The following is a 14,360-nucleotide window of genomic DNA, read 5'->3' on the forward strand; positions in this document are numbered from 1 at the left end:
CGCCCCCCGGCACCGCTGGCCAGGCCCACGGGCCGGCGGAAGCCGACGCCTCCGCGCCCGCCGGGCCGACGTCCGCCGGGCCGACGTCCGATGCCCCGACGTCTGCCGAGCCGGCCACCCGGCCCAGCGGATCGGGTGGTTGACGGCCCGCTGCAGCCCACCGGTGGTGCACCTATGCTGGGTCCGCGTCCCACCATTGCCGCGAGGAGCCCGTCCGCCATGTCCGACACCCCCGTACCAGTCACTTCCGTGCTTCGTGCCCGCGCCGACGTCGGCGACCGCGCCGCCCGGGCGCTGACCGCCGAACTCGCCCGGGACAACGCGGCGAAGCACGTCCTGCTGGTCGAGGTGGCCCCGGGATCGATGCTGGTCGACGCCGCCATCGACGCACTGCTACCCGGCGACACGATGACCGTGGTGCCGGCCAGCGTCGACCAGACGGCACAGCTGCGGGCGGAGATCGCCGGCCACGGCCCGTGGGTCGACGAACGGGTCCGGGTGATCGAGACGGCGTCGGCCGCCGACCCGGCCGACCTGCTCATCATCGGGACCGTCCTCACCGGCAGTGGTGAGCAGGCCCGCGTCATGATCGACGGCTACGGCAAGTACCTCACCGAAGGCGCCGTGCTGTCCGTGGCCGTCGCTGCGCTGCCGGGCGGCACCTCGGGTGCGGCCGCCGAACTGGACCGGCAGGTGGCGCTCTTCGGCGTCGGCAGTGACCTGGTGCTGCGCAACGTCCCGCCGCTGCGGGTGCACCGGCTGCGGTTCACCCCGGCGCCGGTCGACCGGGCCGCCAAGCTGGGGCCGGCGTTCCGGACGAGCAGCGTGCCGCTGACCCGGGGGATGCACATCGATTCCAGCGGCGTGGCCGCCGCCGGGATCGCCCTCGGCCTGGCCGCGGCGACCCGGCTGGCCCGGCCGAAGAGCCGGCTCTGGCTGCTGCCGGCGTTGGCCGCCGGCCCGGTCGCCGCGTTCTTCCGCGATCCGCAACGCGACGTTCCGGAGGATCCGACCGCCGTGGTCGCGGCGAGCGACGGCCGGGTGCTGTCGGTGGAGCGGGTGCACGACGAACGGCTCGGTGCCACCGGGTTCCTGCGGATCGCGGTCTTCCTCTCGGTGCTCGACGTGCACGTCAACCGCAGCCCGGTGGCCGGCCGGGTGGTCGACCACTTCGTCACCGACGGCGGGTTCGCCGCCGCGATGAAGCCGGCCGCCGAGCACAACGTCGCCGCGTACACGGTGCTGGAGACCGCTCGGGGCCGGGTGGTGGTCGCGCAGCGTACCGGAATGGTGGCCCGACGGATCGCGCACCGCGCCCCGGTCGGCAGTCTGCTCGCCAAGGGTGAGCGGTTCGGGCTGATCAGGTTCGGTTCACGCACCGACGTCTACCTGCCGGCGGACGCCGCCGAGGCGCTGGTCGGGCCGGGTGACCGGGTGGCCGGTGGCAGCTCGGTGATCGCCCGCTGGCGCTGACCCCCAGAGCCGGCCGGTCGGGGCCGGGCCGGTGCCTGAGGGTCAGGTGGCCCGCCGCTGGTGCAGCCAGAGCACCGGCCCGCTCACCAGGTAGGCCAGCACGGTCAGGCCGAAGGTCAGCCGCGCGTCGATCAACGCGCCGACCACCGGCACGACCCACAGCCACGGCGGCAGCTTGATCAGCCGGGCCAGCTTCGCGTACGGGAAGCTGGAGATCATCGCGAAGGCCAGCAGCGCCACGACCGCCAGCTGCGCACCGCCGGGGATCGGGACGTCGATCAGCACGCCGAGACCGAGGACGGCGGCGGCCAGCGTGGTCGGTACGCCGGTGAAGAACCGGCCGTCGCACGGCGACACGTTGAACCGGGCCAGCCGGATCGCTGCGCAGCCGGCGACCAGGGCGCAGGCGACCGCCGCGGCGGTGGTGGAGACCGAGCCGGCCAGCGAGGCGTAGACGACGACCGGGGCGGCCAGCCCGAACGAGCACATGTCGGCGAGTGAGTCCATCTGCGCGCCGAACGGGCTCGCCACCCCGAGCCGGCGGGCCAGCGCCCCGTCGAGTCCGTCGAAGACCACGCAGGCGATCAGGCAGGCCGCAGCCGGGCGTACGTCGCCTTCCATCGCCAGGAAGATGGCGGTGAGGCCGAGCGTGAGGCTGGCCAGCGTAGTCGAGTTGACCAGCACGAAGCCGGCCCGCCGGGCCGCCGTCGGGGTGCCGGGCAGCAGCGGTACGGCAGCCGGCGGCAGCTCTCCGGGCCGGCTGTCCGCCGTGGCGGTGTGGTCGTCGGGGGCGATCGGGCGGTCCTCGACACCGGTGGCAGGTGCCGGACCGACCGGACCGACCGCCGGGCTGAGCGGAGCGATCGCGGCGATCTCGGCCGCCGTCAGCGGGTCAACCCGGTACCGTCCGACGGAGTCCGCCGACCGCCGGCCGAAACGGAGCCGGTCGCTGCCGCTGCGGCCGACCCGCACCAGCAGGACCTGGCGGGCCAGGCTGCCACTACGACGAAGCGGACCGGTCCATCGACGGCCCGCCCATTGACGTCCTGCCGGCCGGGGACTGTCAGTCGTACGCCGCCGCCGCCACGGGGCTCTCGCCACGGATCCCTCCATCATCGGTCGGTCGCCCGGCGCAAGTTTGTGCCGGACGCCCGATTATGCGGCCTACACCATTGCACAGCCGACGCGGGATGGCGAGAGATCAGTCTGAGTTATGCCGGTTCGTCCGGGCCAAACCGGTCACCTGCTCACGGCGATGCGCTTGCTTCAGCAAGCGGTGCTAGCTGAAGCAAGCATCGACGACAGCCTTCCCAGCGGTGCCGCCGAGCGTCGGAGGGCACCGCCAGGGTCGGGGTCAGACCAGCCGGGCGGCTCCGACCGCCTCGGCGGTCACCTCGGTCAGCTCCGACCGGATGGCAGCCAGATCCGTCCGAGCGAACCAGCGGGCCTCCGAGGTCGACCCACCGATGTCAGTGACGATCGGCAGCGACGGGCGGTCCACCTCCACCTGGTAGAAGGCGCGCACCCCGTGCCAGTCGATCGGGTAGCCCTCCGGACCGAGCGAGGCCGCGTCCCGGTGGCTGGCCACGCCGAGCAGCCGGACCAGCCTGCCACGCTGGCCGGTCTCCTCGACCAGCTCTCGGATCAGCGCCGTGCCAGGCTGTTCGCCGTAGTCGGTGCCACCGCCGGGCAGATGCCACCGACCGGCACCCGGGTAGCCGGGCGCGATCCGGGTCAGCAGGACCCGCCGAACCGGGTCGGTGGCGACCGCGTACGCGGCGAACCGTTGCGCCCGGTGCAGCCCGTCCGGCCCCGGTACGGCGTAGAACGACGGGAAGTCGGGAGCGGTGTCCGGGCGCAGGTCGATCGTCTCCGGCGGCAGGCCGAGGGCACTGGCGGTGAACGGACGCAGCGGCAGTTGCTTCGCCTCGTCCAGACTGCACCACCGGGCGAGGTCGGTAGGCTGGTTGATCCGGTGGCAGATCTGCCCGCCACGGATCGACGCATCGTAGATCAACCGGTCGGTGTGCAGGGTGATTCCGCGCCGAGGAAGGGAGCGCATGTCGGCAAGCACGTCACGCAACCCGGTGATCGCGACCGAAATGCCGGTTTCCGCGGCGGTCTCCCGGACCACGGTGTGGTTGGGATCCTCCCCGTGGTCCACCGCTCCTCCCGGCAGCGACCACACCCCGGGTGTACCAGAGCGCGGAGAGGCGCGGACCAGCAGAACCCGGTCCTCCGAATCGGCACAGACAGCGTATGCCGCGATCCTGCGAAGCGGCTCTAGGGCGGGAGTCACGAGTCCGAATTCTGCCCGCAAGTGGCCAGTCGGCGCGGACGACTGTCAGATTGGCGACAGTATTCTAGGTAACTACTTGACTACCTAGAGCCGCATTCCGGGACGGATCAGGGTATTGATCCGGGGGGTCACCGAGGTCGCCGAGGACCGCCGCGTGGACCGTTGAAGCATGACGACCTCCCAGAACCCCACAGCTCAGGCCCCGTACAAGCAACTCCGGCGACCCACCACGGACCGGATGATCGCCCCTCGGCCACCACCGGCTGACCGGTCAGTTCACTCCCACTCGATGGTGCCCGGCGGCTTGCTGGTCACGTCCAGCACCACCCGGTTCACTTCGGGCACCTCATTGGTGATCCGGGTGGAGATCCGGCCGATCACCTCGTACGGCAGCCGGGACCAGTCGGCAGTCATGGCGTCCTCACTGGACACCGGACGCAGCACCACCGGGTGGCCGTAGCTGCGCCCGTCGCCCTGCACCCCGACGCTGCGCACGTCGGCCAGCAGCACCACCGGAAACTGCCAGACGTCGCGGTCCAGCCCGGCGGCGGTCAGCTCCTCGCGGGCGATCAGATCGGCGGCGCGCAGCAGGTCCAGCCGCTGCCGGTCGACCGCGCCGATGATCCGGATCGCCAGCCCCGGGCCGGGGAACGGGTGCCGCCAGACCATCGCCTCCGGCAGCCCGAGTTGCAGGCCGAGCGCCCGCACCTCGTCCTTGAACAACGTGCGCAGCGGCTCGACCAGGGCGAACTGCAGGTCGTCCGGCAGCCCGCCGACGTTGTGGTGCGACTTGATGTTGGCGGTGCCGGTGCCGCCACCGGACTCCACCACGTCCGGGTAGAGGGTGCCCTGCACCAGGAACTCGACGTCACCGGCGGCGGCCACCTCGCGGGCCGCCGCCTCGAAGACCCGGATGAACTCCCGACCGATGATCTTGCGCTTCTGCTCCGGGTCGGTCACCCCGGCCAGCGCGCCGAGGAACTGGTCGGTGGCGTCGACCACCTTCAACTTGATCCCGGTCGCGGCGACGTAGTCCGACTCGACCTGCTCGGCCTCCCCTGCCCGCAGCAGCCCGTGGTCGACGAAGACACAGGTCAACTGGTCGCCGACAGCCCGGTGCACCAACGCGGCGGCGACCGCCGAGTCGACTCCGCCGGACAGCCCGCAGATGACCTCCTTGGCACCGACCTGCTCGCGGATCCGGGCCACCTGCTCGTCGATGATGTTCTGCGGCGTCCAGGTCGGCTCGATGCCGGCGATGTCGTACAGGAAGCGGGTCAGCATCAGCTGGCCGTGCGCGGTGTGCCCCACCTCCGGGTGGAACTGCACCCCGGCCCGCCGGCCGGCGAGATCCTCGAACGCGGCGACCGGCGCCCCGGCCGAGCCGGCGGTGACCGTGAACCCTTCCGGCGCGGCGGTCACGCAGTCACCGTGACTCATCCACACCGGGATCTCGGTCGGCAGCTCCCGCAGCAGCACTCCGGCCTCGGGACGGGCGGCCAGCGGGGTGCCGCCGTACTCCCGGTTGCCGGTGTGCGCCACCGTGCCGCCGAGCGCCAGCGCCATCGCCTGGAAGCCGTAGCAGATGCCGAAGACCGGCACCCCACCGTCGAACAGCTTCGGGTCGACCTGCGGGGCACCGTCGGCGTAGACGCTGGCCGGGCCGCCGGACAGGATGATCGCGGCCGGCTCCTTGGCCATCATCTCGGCCACCGGCATGTCGTGCGGGACGATCTCCGAGTAGACCTTGGCCTCGCGCACCCGACGGGCGATCAGCTGGGCGTACTGGGCTCCGAAGTCCACCACCAGGACCGGACGCGGCGTGCTCATGCTCCGGAGCCTACCGACCGTCGCCGAACCGTCCCGACGATGGTTCAGGGTCGCGGCTCAGCTCGCCGGGGGGCGGCGGTCCGGCTCGCCCTTGACCGGCCAGTGGGCCATCGCCCGCTCGGCGAGCGCGACGATGGTCAGCGACGGGTTCACCCCCCGGTTGGCCGGCGCCGCCGCGCCGTCGACCACGTACAGGCCCAGACAACCGAAAACCCGGTGGTACGCGTCGACGACGCCGTCGGAGCGGCTGGCGCCGATCACCGCCCGCCCAGGATGTGCGCGGTCAAAGGTGCGGTACGCGGTGTTCAGGTCCGCGAGGGCCTGCTGCAACACCACCGCCGACACCTCACCCAGCCACGCCCAGCCACGCCCGCTCCGGAGTCGCCTTGGCCCGCGTGATGACCCGCCTGGACAGCTCGGCGTCCGACACGTACGGCAGACCCTGCTCGTGGGCGGTCCGCCGGGCGCGCAGCCCGTCGTTGAACACCACCCGGGCGCATCCGAACGCCTTCGCCAGCGTGATCTGCTGGCCGGGCGTCGGATAGACCCGGAACTGGTACCGGAGCTGCACGAACCACACGACACCATATTGGTCTACGCCAGAAGTCGAAGGTGTCCGTACCGGCAGGCACTGCGTCGTCGCGATGCACGTCCACTTGGTTTCGTGACGAGGTTCCGGCACCCGGTGTTCGCCGACCGGCACCTGACCCGCATGAAACAGATCATGCGGGACGTGTGCACGGACTTCGAGGCCGAACTGGTCGAGTTCAACGGCGGCCACAACCACGTCCACCTGCTGGTCGACCACCCACCCGAAGTCGCCGTTTCCCGCCTGGTCAACTCACTCAAGGGCGTCCCGCCGCGCCGCCTCCGGCAGGAGTTCCCCGACCTCGCACGCCACTACCACCGGGCCAACAAGCTCTGGTCGGGCTCGTACTTCACCGAGTAGCCCTTTTCGGCGAGCCGCAGAGCGGCGACGCTGCCGCCGAACCCGGAGCCGATCACGACCACGTCGTACCGCATCCGGCCATCATTACCGACCGGTAACCGCTGCACCACCAGCCGCTAGCGGATCGGCAAGCAGCCGAAGGAAGTAGACCTGAGTTGTAGATGACAAGTAGCCCGATACGTAGACTTCTCTGCATGGCGACGACGACGATCCGGGTCAGCACGGCCACTCGCGACCGGCTGATGCGGACCCGCACGGAAGAGTTCGGTGACGCGCCGATTGACGAGGTCATCACGCGGCTTCTCGATGAGCACGCCGACCAGGCGCTGAGGGCAAGGATGCGGGCCGACGCGGAGCACGCTCGTGGCGACATCGACGACCTCGCGGAGGTTCGCCGGGTACAGGCTGAGATGGACGAGCTCAGTGCGTGGTGACGTTTACCGGCTGCGCGCACCCCGCAATGAGCAAAAAGGAGCGCGGTACGCCGTGGTGGTGCAGTCCGACGATCTCAACCTGTCCACGATCATCGTCGCTCCTACCTCCGCCTCAACCCACCCGTACGTGTTCCGGCCCGAGGTCACCGTGCGCGGCGAGCCAACCCGACTCATGCTGGACCAACTGCGTGCCGTCGACGTCGAAAAGGCGATCGGCGAGCGCGTCGGCCGGCTGAGCCCGGCCGAGATGGTCGAGGTCAACCGGCTGCTACGCGCCGTTCTCGACATCCTTTGAGCCGGCCCAACTCCTGGACGGCAGACTACCGGACCTGCGCGTCGGGGTCCTGCGTCGAAGCCTCCAGCGCTCGGGCGACCGCCGAGCTGATCTGGCTGTCGTCCACGCCGAGTTGACGCGTCTCGCGGACGAACGCGGCAGCGTGGTGACGCAGCATCTCATCCGGACCGGGCCCGGCGGGCTGCGCGGCTGCGACCCGGGTGCCGCCGCCACGCCGGGAGGTCACCAACCCGGCCGCCTCGAGCTCGCGGTACGTACGGGCCACCGTACCGGCGGCCAACCCCAGGTCGGCGGCGAGCTGGCGGACGGGCGGGAGGCGGTCGCCGGGGGCCAGCGCGCGGTACCGGATCAGTTCGACCAACTGACGGCGTAGTTGTTCGTAGGGCGGCGTGGGATCACCGGTGACCACCGTCAACGCAAGACGATCGGTCATCGCGTCCGCACCGGTGAATCGGCCCGGTCCGTGGGCAGCAGGACTGCAGCCGCACACCAGGCCCCCATCGCGAGCGCTGCCGGTGCCAGCGCGAGCAGCACCCAGCCTGTGACGGTCCACCAGGTAGGCGCGCAGGACGTGCCGAGCAGGCCGTTGGCCGCCGTCAGGCTGACCCCGGCGAGCGGGATGGCGACGAGGATGCCGACCGCGCCGGTGACGACGTGGGCCGCGCGTCTGCGCAGCACGTCGTCGACTGCCGCATCGCCGGTACTCCCGGACCGCGGTCGCCGGACGATGGCGCGCAGGGCGAGGCACGCCATCAGTAGACCGACCAGCACGACGACCGCCAGCCCGCCGGTGTAGAAAGAGCCCGGCCACGGGCCGCGGCTCTCGTACAGGCCGGCCGCGCAATGCCGGATGAGCGCCCGTCCCGGGCGACCCATGTCGTCGGGGTCACCGGTCGTCGTCGCGGCGAGCAGGATGAGGAGCACCCCGCCGGCCACCCCCACCACCCCGCCGAGGCGGCGCGGCAGGTAGTCGCGGATCCGGCGGACCTCGACGGCGGCGGTCCGGGTCGGCCCACGTGGTGGCCGTACCGTGAGCTCCCCGGCGAGTACGCCGACGAGCGTGCAGAGCCCAAGCAGGGGTGCCGCCACTAGCAGCCCCACGCCGAGGTCCCCCGATCGCGCGGCGATCACGCCGACGACAGCCCCGACCGCCACTCCGGCCCAGCGCAGCGCGGCGGTGCGCCGGGCGATCGACCTGGTCATGAGCTTCCCCGCTTGTGTCAAGCATGCAGTACAAGCAGAGTGAACCAAGGCGCCCATTTGTGTCAACTACTTGCTACAAACGAGCCGAGCCGCGCACCCGGTTCGGCATCGACCTCCGCCGCCTACTCCTGGGTCGGCACGCTCAGCAAGGGGAGTCTCACGGGCGGCTCGGAGGTTGACCGAACGGTCCACGTCCATCATCATCTCAGACTGAGGTGCGTACTATCATCTCAGGCCGAGATGCGCATCATCCGCTGACGTGCGTCGTCCACTTTGGGCAGAGATCCGCTGCGGGCAGGAACAGGCTGCGGGCAGAGACAGGGCTAGAACACTGATCAAACAGACCTTCACCTTCGCCAAGCACCACACGCCCAGCAACCTGCGGGTAGCGGTGCGGTGGACGATGCTCGAGACGCGGATCGCGAGAAGCCGGCTGACGATCCCGGTGGTCGCCCGCTGCGAATACGACAACATCTACCACTGCACGGTCCGCAAGACGGGCAGCCAGTGGGTGAAGGCCATCCTCAGCGACCCGGTCGTGTATCAGTACTCCGGCCTGCTGCCCTTCGATCAGCGGGTCCACCGGCGGCGTTACCCTGACGCCATTCCGCCCGGCCGGGTCGCATCGTCGCTCTTCGTCGGCTACAAACGCTTCGAAGCGATCCCCAAGCCGGAGAAGTACCGGGCCTTCTTCGTGATGCGGGACCCGCGCGACATCGTCGTCTCCAGTTACTTCTCGCTGCGGAACTCGCACACCCCGATGGGTGACGTCCTGCACCATCGGAAGATCCTCAAAGAGAAGCCGCGCAAGGAAGGCCTCCTCTACATCATCAACCACCTCGCGGAGAAGAACCTCTTCTCCGCGCTGCGGTCGTGGGTGGTCGCACCCAGCGCCGAGACGTTCCGCCTCTTCCGGTACGAGGATCTGACCGGTGAGCGACAGGCGGACGAGGTGGAAGAGTTGATGCGGCACTGTGGGATTGCCCTGCCTCCGGCCGAGTTGGCGGCGCTGCTCGACCGGCACGGGTTCTCCCGGATGCGCAAGAATCGCCTGGAAACCGGGCCGACGGCGCACTACCGCAAGGGCAAGGCCGGCGACTGGCTCAACCATTTCGACGACGACATCTACGAGGCATTCGTCGCGACGACCGGCAATCTCGTCGAGCTCTGCGGGTACCCCAGCCGAGACGAGGCGCGTGCTGCCCTGGACCCGAATGGTCAGCAGAGCCTGGACCCGAACGGCCAGTAGGGCCACACCGATACGGATCGACCGTGGTGCGGGCCGATCCCGGCGGGGCGGGGCTGCGGTCCAGCGATTGAGCCATCACAATGCGTACATGGTCTATGACGCCAACCAGGTGCCTGAGCACCTGTTGATCAGGATCGAGCATCGGGACGACCCGGTATCGGCGGTTTCCGAGGACGACGCCCGCAACCGTGCGGCCGCCTATCCGAAGATCATGTGGGGTGCCCCGATCTACGGCTCCGCCCAGGAGGTGAACGGTCGGTGGCGAATTTTACGGCTGAACGCCGACAGCCCGCAGGATGCCCGTGACAGCCTCGCGTCCCACTTCCGGCGGCTGCACAGTGAGACACCGCAGACCCCCGAGCACGCCGCCGAGCGGGCAGAGTACGAAGCGGTGTACGAGCTGCTGGACTGGGAGGCGGTCGACGAACTGACCGTCAACGGTTCCCGCTACCGGATCATCCGAGCCCAGCCGTTCATCCGGATGGGCGCGGACGGGCCGGAGCCACCCCGGCCGACCGACCCGGACCCGTACCCGCCGGGCCAGACGATGCGGAACACGTCGCAGTTGGACGGATTCGTCATTGACCCGGCCGCCGGCACCGGACTGACCAACGGACTCGTCCGGATGGAGATGGTCTCCGCCTCCTACCATCCGAGAGCTGTCCCAGGGGACGTGCACGCCGATTCCCGGCTGGCGGTGACCACGCATCCGAACGTGGTGTTGCTCCCGGTCGGCTTCACCGTCGGAGAGTGCGTCGCTGGCAGATGGCGGCCGCGGTCGTCCACCACCTACGCTACGCCGCAGGACGCTCGGGACGCGGAGTCGTTCTCAATTTCCGACGTCGGGGTCAAGCTGGACGACGACACCCCGGTGGAGGAGTTCATGGCCGCGTACGAGCGGGCCCGCGCGGCGCACCGGCCGCCGCGCACCGACGACTTCGAGTTGAAGGGCGTCCGGTGCCGGGTGACCCGGGTGGAGACATTCGTCCGGGTCGGCCCGGACGGCCCGGAGGGCCCCCGTCCGTCGGACCCCGACTCGCACCTGCCCCCGGCGCGCCTCATGCAGGAACCCGACGTCCCAGCATAGACATGGGTTGATGTAGTGGGAACGCTCCCGTAACGTACCCGGCACGGATGTTAACGCTCACCTAACACTGACCTGCGCACAGAGTGCCAGATCACCGTCCTGCTGGGAGAGTGCTAAATGATCAAATCGAGAACAACCAGAGCCGGCCTGGCGTCGGCCGGGGCCGCGTTGCTGGCGTCGGCCGCGCTCGCCGTGGCGGCACCGGCCGGTGCCGCCGCGGCGGGCTGCTCGGTCAACTACGCGGTGTCGTCCCAGTGGCCAGGCGGGTTCGGCGCCCGCGTGACCATCACCAACCTCGGTGATCCACTGACCAGTTGGACGCTGACGTGGTCGTTCGGCGCCGGGCAGACGGTGATGCAGGCCTGGAACACGTCACTGACCCAGAGCGACTCGGCGGTGAGCGCCAGCAACGTCAGCTACCGGAACGCGGGCCAGTGCTCCGGCCTTCAGACCGGGGGTGAAGGCCCGCGCTGGGGGGCCGCCAGGGCCCGAGCAGTGCTCTAACCTGGCCGGTTCTGCTGCTCGATGTGCTGCTTCACGATGCTCGGTGGCGCGCCGCCGACGGAGCCGGCGAAGTACGAGCCCGACCAGAGAGTTTGTTGGCCCGGTGGTAGTGGCGTGCGAGGCACCAACCTCGGCGGCACCTGGACCCCGAACGCCACCAGCGAGAACAACCCCTTCGCCGGCAAAGCCAACAGCGGCGCCACCTGGACCAACGACATCAGCCACGGCGAACTCATCCGCACCAACCCCGACCAGACCATGACCATCGACCCCTGCAACCTCCAAATGCTCTACCAGGGACGCTCCCCCAACTCCGGCGGCGACTACGGCCTCCTGCCCTACCGCCCCGGCGTCCTCACCCTCCAACGGTGACCGAAGCCCACACCACACCATGACAAGGCGGGCACGGCATCCACGCCGGGCCCGCCACGCACTACCAGTCAGGGCTTGGCCGGGGCGGTGTCGCCGAACAGCCAGGCATCGAAGAATTCCCGCAGCGGCTGCCCGGAGACCCGCTCGGCGACCGTGACGAACTCCTCGGTGCTGGCGTTGCCGTTGCGTCGCTCGGCCGTCCAGGTGCGGAGCAGGCGGAAAAACGCGTCGTCGCCGATGGTCAACCGCAACGCGTGCACGGTCAGCCCGCCCCGCTTGTACACCGACTGGCTGAAGATCCCCGCCGGGCCGGGGTCACCGGCCGGACTCGCCCAGTCGATCCGGTCGTACTCGCGGTCGAACATCTCGTCGACGGTGGCCGCACCGTCGTGCTCGGACCACAGCCATTCCGCGTACGTCGCGAAACCCTCGTTGAGCCACATGTCCCGCCAGTGCCGGATCGACACGCTGTTGCCGAACCACTGGTGGGCCAGCTCGTGGGCGACCACCCAGGTGACCGGTCCGGAGTCGAAGAACACGTCGCCGTACACCGGCCGGGACTGGGTCTCCAGGGCGTAGCGGATCCGGTCGTCGTTCACCACCACGCCGCCGTACGCGTCGACCGGGTACGGGCCGAACACCGTCTCCAGATAGTCGGCGATCTCGCCGGTGCGGGCCATCGCCTGCTCGGCCGGGCCGCCTTCCGGCAGGTCGGCGGAGACGGCGGTCACCATCGGCCGGCCGGCATGGGTGCCACGCTCCACCCGGTAGTCGCCGATCACCACAGTGGTCAGATAACTGGCCACTGGGGTGGACTCCGACCAGGTCCAGGTGGTCCAGCCGTCGTCGCTGCGGGTCGGCCCCGGTACGCCGACGCTCAGCGCAGCCAGCCCGTCCGGGACGGTGATCTCGATGTCGAAGGTTGCCTTGTCCAGCGGGTGGTCGTTGACCGGGAACCAGGTGCTGGCCGACTCGGGTTGGCCGAGCGCGATCGCCCCGTCGTCGGTCACGTGAAAGCCGCCCACGCCGAGGTCCGGGCTGGTCAGCGGCTCGGGCCGGCCACCATAGTCGACGACCACGGTGAACTGCGTACCGTCGGTCAGGCCGGTGGTCGGGGTCACGACCAGTTCGTTGCCGTCGCGGCTGTGTTCGGCCGGGGTGTCGTCGACGATGACCTCGTCGACGACCAGCCCGGCCAAGTCGAGGTTGAACCGGGACAGGTCCGCGGTGGCGGTGGCGGTGATCGTGGCGGTGCCGTCGAGCCGCTCGCCGTCCGGGTCGTAGCGCAACGCCAACTGGTAGCCGGCCACGTCGTAGCCGCCGTTGCCGTACGTCGGGAAGTAGGGGTCGCCGATGCCGGCCGCACCGGGTTGGAAACCACCCGCCGGGCTGTCGTCGTTTCGGTCGATTAGCTCCGGCAGGACGCCGCAGCCGGCAATGCCGGCGGCCAGCACCACCGTCAGCAGCGCGGCGACACCCGCCGGACGCCGCCGTGGCCCGGACCACCGACGGCGGCCCGGCGCGAACGACGGACAGCGGATGGTCACCGGTCGAGGACCAGACCGACCCGCTGGAACTCCTTCAGGTCGCGGTAGCCGCACTTGGCCATCGCCCGGCGCAGCCCGCCGAACAGGTTCTGCTGGCCGTCCGGGGAGTCGGCCGGGCCGAACAGGATCTGCTCCATCGTGCCCAGCGGCTCGTCGGCCACCCCGAGCGCGCCGCGCGGCAGCTTCGGGTGGCTGGCCACCGAATGCCACCACGCCCCGGCCGCCGGGGCCTCGGCACACAGCGACAGCGGCTCCCCGAGCATCACCGCGTCGGCACCGCAGCCCAGCGCCTTGGCGATGTCACCGGAGGTCTGCAGGTCTCCGTCGGCGATCAGGTGCACGTACCGGCCACCGGTCTCGTCCAGGTAGTCGCGGCGGGCGGCTGCCGCGTCGGCGATCGCCGTGGCCATCGGCACCCGGATGCCGAGCACTGAGTCGGTGGTCGACCACTCGTCCGCGCCGATCCCGACGATCACCCCGGCCGCACCGGTACGCATCAGGTGCAGCGCCGTCTTGTAGTCGGTGCAGCCGCCGACCACCACCGGCAAATCCAGGTCGGCGATGAACTCCTTGAGGTTCAGCGGCTCGTCGGTGGTGGAGACATGCTCCGCAGACACCAGCGTGCCCTGGATCACCAGGATGTCCACGCCGGCGTCCAGCACCACCGGGGCCAGCGCCAGGGTGTGCTGCGGTGACACCCGGGCGGCGACCGTACCGCCGCCGGCCCGCATCTGCCGGACCCGTTCGGCGATCAGCTCGGGGCGGATCGGTTCGGCGTACGCCTCCTGCAGCCGCTGGGTCGCCGGGTCGTCGTCGTCCAGCGCGGCCAACTCGCCGAGCACCTTGCTCGGGTCCTCGTAGCGGGTCCACAGCCCTTCGACGTTGAGTACACCGAGCCCGCCGAGCTCGCTCAACTTGGCGGCGCTTGCCGGGCTCATCGTGGCGTCCGACGGGTGCGCCACGCATGGGATCTTGAACTGGTACGCGTCGAGCTGCCACGCGGTGGAGACGTCGTCGACGTCCCGGGTCCGCCGGCTCGGCACGATGGCGATGTCGTCCAGGTGGTAGCCGCGCTGCGCGGTCTTGCCCAGCCCGATCTCGACCACGTCACGCATGGC

General features: G+C 70.4%; 14 protein-coding genes and 5 pseudogenes. 8 read left to right on the plus strand and 11 right to left on the minus strand.

Annotation, left to right across the window (positions count from 1 at the left end; all coding sequences use genetic code 11):
- The first annotated feature begins 219 nt into the window (after nt 1-219).
- A complete protein-coding gene (locus O7553_RS23495) occupies nt 220-1,473 on the plus strand; it encodes a phosphatidylserine decarboxylase (protein WP_281551823.1) in 1,254 nt (417 codons plus the stop codon).
- A gap of 42 nt (nt 1,474-1,515) precedes the next feature.
- Here O7553_RS23495 and O7553_RS23500 read toward each other — a convergent pair whose 3' ends face one another.
- From O7553_RS23500 to O7553_RS23520, 5 genes and pseudogenes are all read right to left on the minus strand, one after another.
- Nucleotides 1,516-2,574 carry a phosphatidylcholine/phosphatidylserine synthase gene (locus tag O7553_RS23500; RefSeq protein ID WP_281551824.1) on the minus strand — a complete coding sequence of 353 codons (1,059 nt, stop codon included), beginning with the start codon at nt 2,572-2,574 and terminating at the stop codon, nt 1,516-1,518.
- 253 nt (nt 2,575-2,827) lie between these two features.
- Nucleotides 2,828-3,772: an NUDIX domain-containing protein gene (locus O7553_RS23505; RefSeq protein ID WP_281551825.1), complete on the minus strand. Its 945-nt coding sequence runs from the start codon at nt 3,770-3,772 to the stop codon at nt 2,828-2,830.
- Between the two features lie 276 nt (nt 3,773-4,048).
- A complete protein-coding gene (guaA, locus tag O7553_RS23510; protein WP_281551826.1) occupies nt 4,049-5,602 on the minus strand; it encodes a glutamine-hydrolyzing GMP synthase in 1,554 nt (517 codons plus the stop codon).
- A 57-nt stretch (nt 5,603-5,659) separates the two neighbouring features.
- Nucleotides 5,660-5,892, minus strand: a pseudogene (locus O7553_RS23515) (GMC oxidoreductase); the annotation flags it as partial.
- Nucleotides 5,893-5,948: 56 nt separating this feature from the next.
- Nucleotides 5,949-6,182 carry a helix-turn-helix domain-containing protein gene (locus O7553_RS23520; RefSeq protein WP_281551827.1) on the minus strand — a complete coding sequence of 78 codons (234 nt, stop codon included), beginning with the start codon at nt 6,180-6,182 and terminating at the stop codon, nt 5,949-5,951.
- Between the two features lie 64 nt (nt 6,183-6,246).
- On the opposite strand from O7553_RS23520, the pseudogene tnpA reads away from it, so the two are divergent.
- Nucleotides 6,247-6,491: pseudogene (tnpA, locus tag O7553_RS23525) on the plus strand (IS200/IS605 family transposase); the annotation flags it as partial.
- 50 nt (nt 6,492-6,541) lie between these two features.
- Here the strand turns inward: tnpA and O7553_RS30230 are convergent.
- A pseudogene (locus O7553_RS30230) lies at nt 6,542-6,625 on the minus strand (FAD-binding protein); the annotation flags it as partial.
- Between the two features lie 120 nt (nt 6,626-6,745).
- Between O7553_RS30230 and O7553_RS23530 the strand changes: the two are divergent.
- Both O7553_RS23530 and O7553_RS23535 read left to right on the plus strand, forming a co-directional pair.
- Entirely contained in the window at nt 6,746-6,985 is a 240-nt protein-coding gene (locus tag O7553_RS23530) for a hypothetical protein (RefSeq protein WP_281551828.1), read from the plus strand.
- A 52-nt stretch (nt 6,986-7,037) separates the two neighbouring features.
- Complete coding sequence (locus tag O7553_RS23535; protein ID WP_281551829.1) at nt 7,038-7,280, plus strand: type II toxin-antitoxin system PemK/MazF family toxin; 243 nt, start codon at nt 7,038-7,040, stop codon at nt 7,278-7,280.
- A 25-nt stretch (nt 7,281-7,305) separates the two neighbouring features.
- Here O7553_RS23535 and O7553_RS23540 read toward each other — a convergent pair whose 3' ends face one another.
- Both O7553_RS23540 and O7553_RS23545 read right to left on the minus strand, forming a co-directional pair.
- Nucleotides 7,306-7,713: a GntR family transcriptional regulator gene (locus tag O7553_RS23540; protein WP_281551830.1), complete on the minus strand. Its 408-nt coding sequence runs from the start codon at nt 7,711-7,713 to the stop codon at nt 7,306-7,308.
- Nucleotides 7,710-8,483, minus strand: coding sequence for a hypothetical protein (locus tag O7553_RS23545; protein ID WP_281551831.1), 774 nt, complete (start codon nt 8,481-8,483; stop codon nt 7,710-7,712). Before O7553_RS23545 ends, O7553_RS23540 begins: the two co-directional genes overlap by 4 nt.
- Before the next feature lie 331 nt (nt 8,484-8,814).
- Here O7553_RS23545 and O7553_RS23550 point away from each other — a divergent pair, with 331 nt between their 5' ends.
- From O7553_RS23550 to O7553_RS23560, 3 genes are all read left to right on the plus strand, one after another.
- Nucleotides 8,815-9,732: a sulfotransferase domain-containing protein gene (locus O7553_RS23550; RefSeq protein ID WP_281555721.1), complete on the plus strand. Its 918-nt coding sequence runs from the start codon at nt 8,815-8,817 to the stop codon at nt 9,730-9,732.
- A gap of 88 nt (nt 9,733-9,820) precedes the next feature.
- Entirely contained in the window at nt 9,821-10,819 is a 999-nt protein-coding gene (locus tag O7553_RS23555) for a DUF5954 family protein (protein ID WP_281551832.1), read from the plus strand.
- Between the two features lie 117 nt (nt 10,820-10,936).
- Nucleotides 10,937-11,323 carry a cellulose binding domain-containing protein gene (locus tag O7553_RS23560; protein ID WP_281551833.1) on the plus strand — a complete coding sequence of 129 codons (387 nt, stop codon included), beginning with the start codon at nt 10,937-10,939 and terminating at the stop codon, nt 11,321-11,323.
- Here O7553_RS23560 and O7553_RS23565 read toward each other — a convergent pair.
- Nucleotides 11,320-11,412, minus strand: a pseudogene (locus O7553_RS23565) (IS200/IS605 family transposase); the annotation flags it as partial. The gene O7553_RS23560 and the pseudogene O7553_RS23565 sit on opposite strands and share 4 nt — an antisense overlap.
- Before the next feature lie 34 nt (nt 11,413-11,446).
- Here O7553_RS23565 and O7553_RS23570 point away from each other — a divergent pair.
- A pseudogene (locus O7553_RS23570) lies at nt 11,447-11,695 on the plus strand (non-reducing end alpha-L-arabinofuranosidase family hydrolase); the annotation flags it as partial.
- Nucleotides 11,696-11,763: 68 nt separating this feature from the next.
- On the opposite strand, the gene O7553_RS23575 reads toward O7553_RS23570, so the two are convergent.
- Both O7553_RS23575 and O7553_RS23580 read right to left on the minus strand, forming a co-directional pair.
- Nucleotides 11,764-13,134 (minus strand): M1 family metallopeptidase, encoded by a 1,371-nt coding sequence (locus O7553_RS23575; protein ID WP_281555722.1) that lies wholly within the window; start codon nt 13,132-13,134, stop codon nt 11,764-11,766.
- A 104-nt stretch (nt 13,135-13,238) separates the two neighbouring features.
- The gene (locus tag O7553_RS23580) at nt 13,239-14,357 is read right to left on the minus strand and encodes a GuaB3 family IMP dehydrogenase-related protein (protein ID WP_281551834.1); all 1,119 of its coding nucleotides are present in this window, start codon (nt 14,355-14,357) and stop codon (nt 13,239-13,241) included.
- Between the last annotated feature and the right edge of the window lie 3 nt (nt 14,358-14,360).

The sequence above is a fragment of the Solwaraspora sp. WMMA2059 genome (genome assembly GCF_027497315.1).
Taxonomy (GTDB): Bacteria; Actinomycetota; Actinomycetes; order Mycobacteriales; family Micromonosporaceae; genus Micromonospora_E.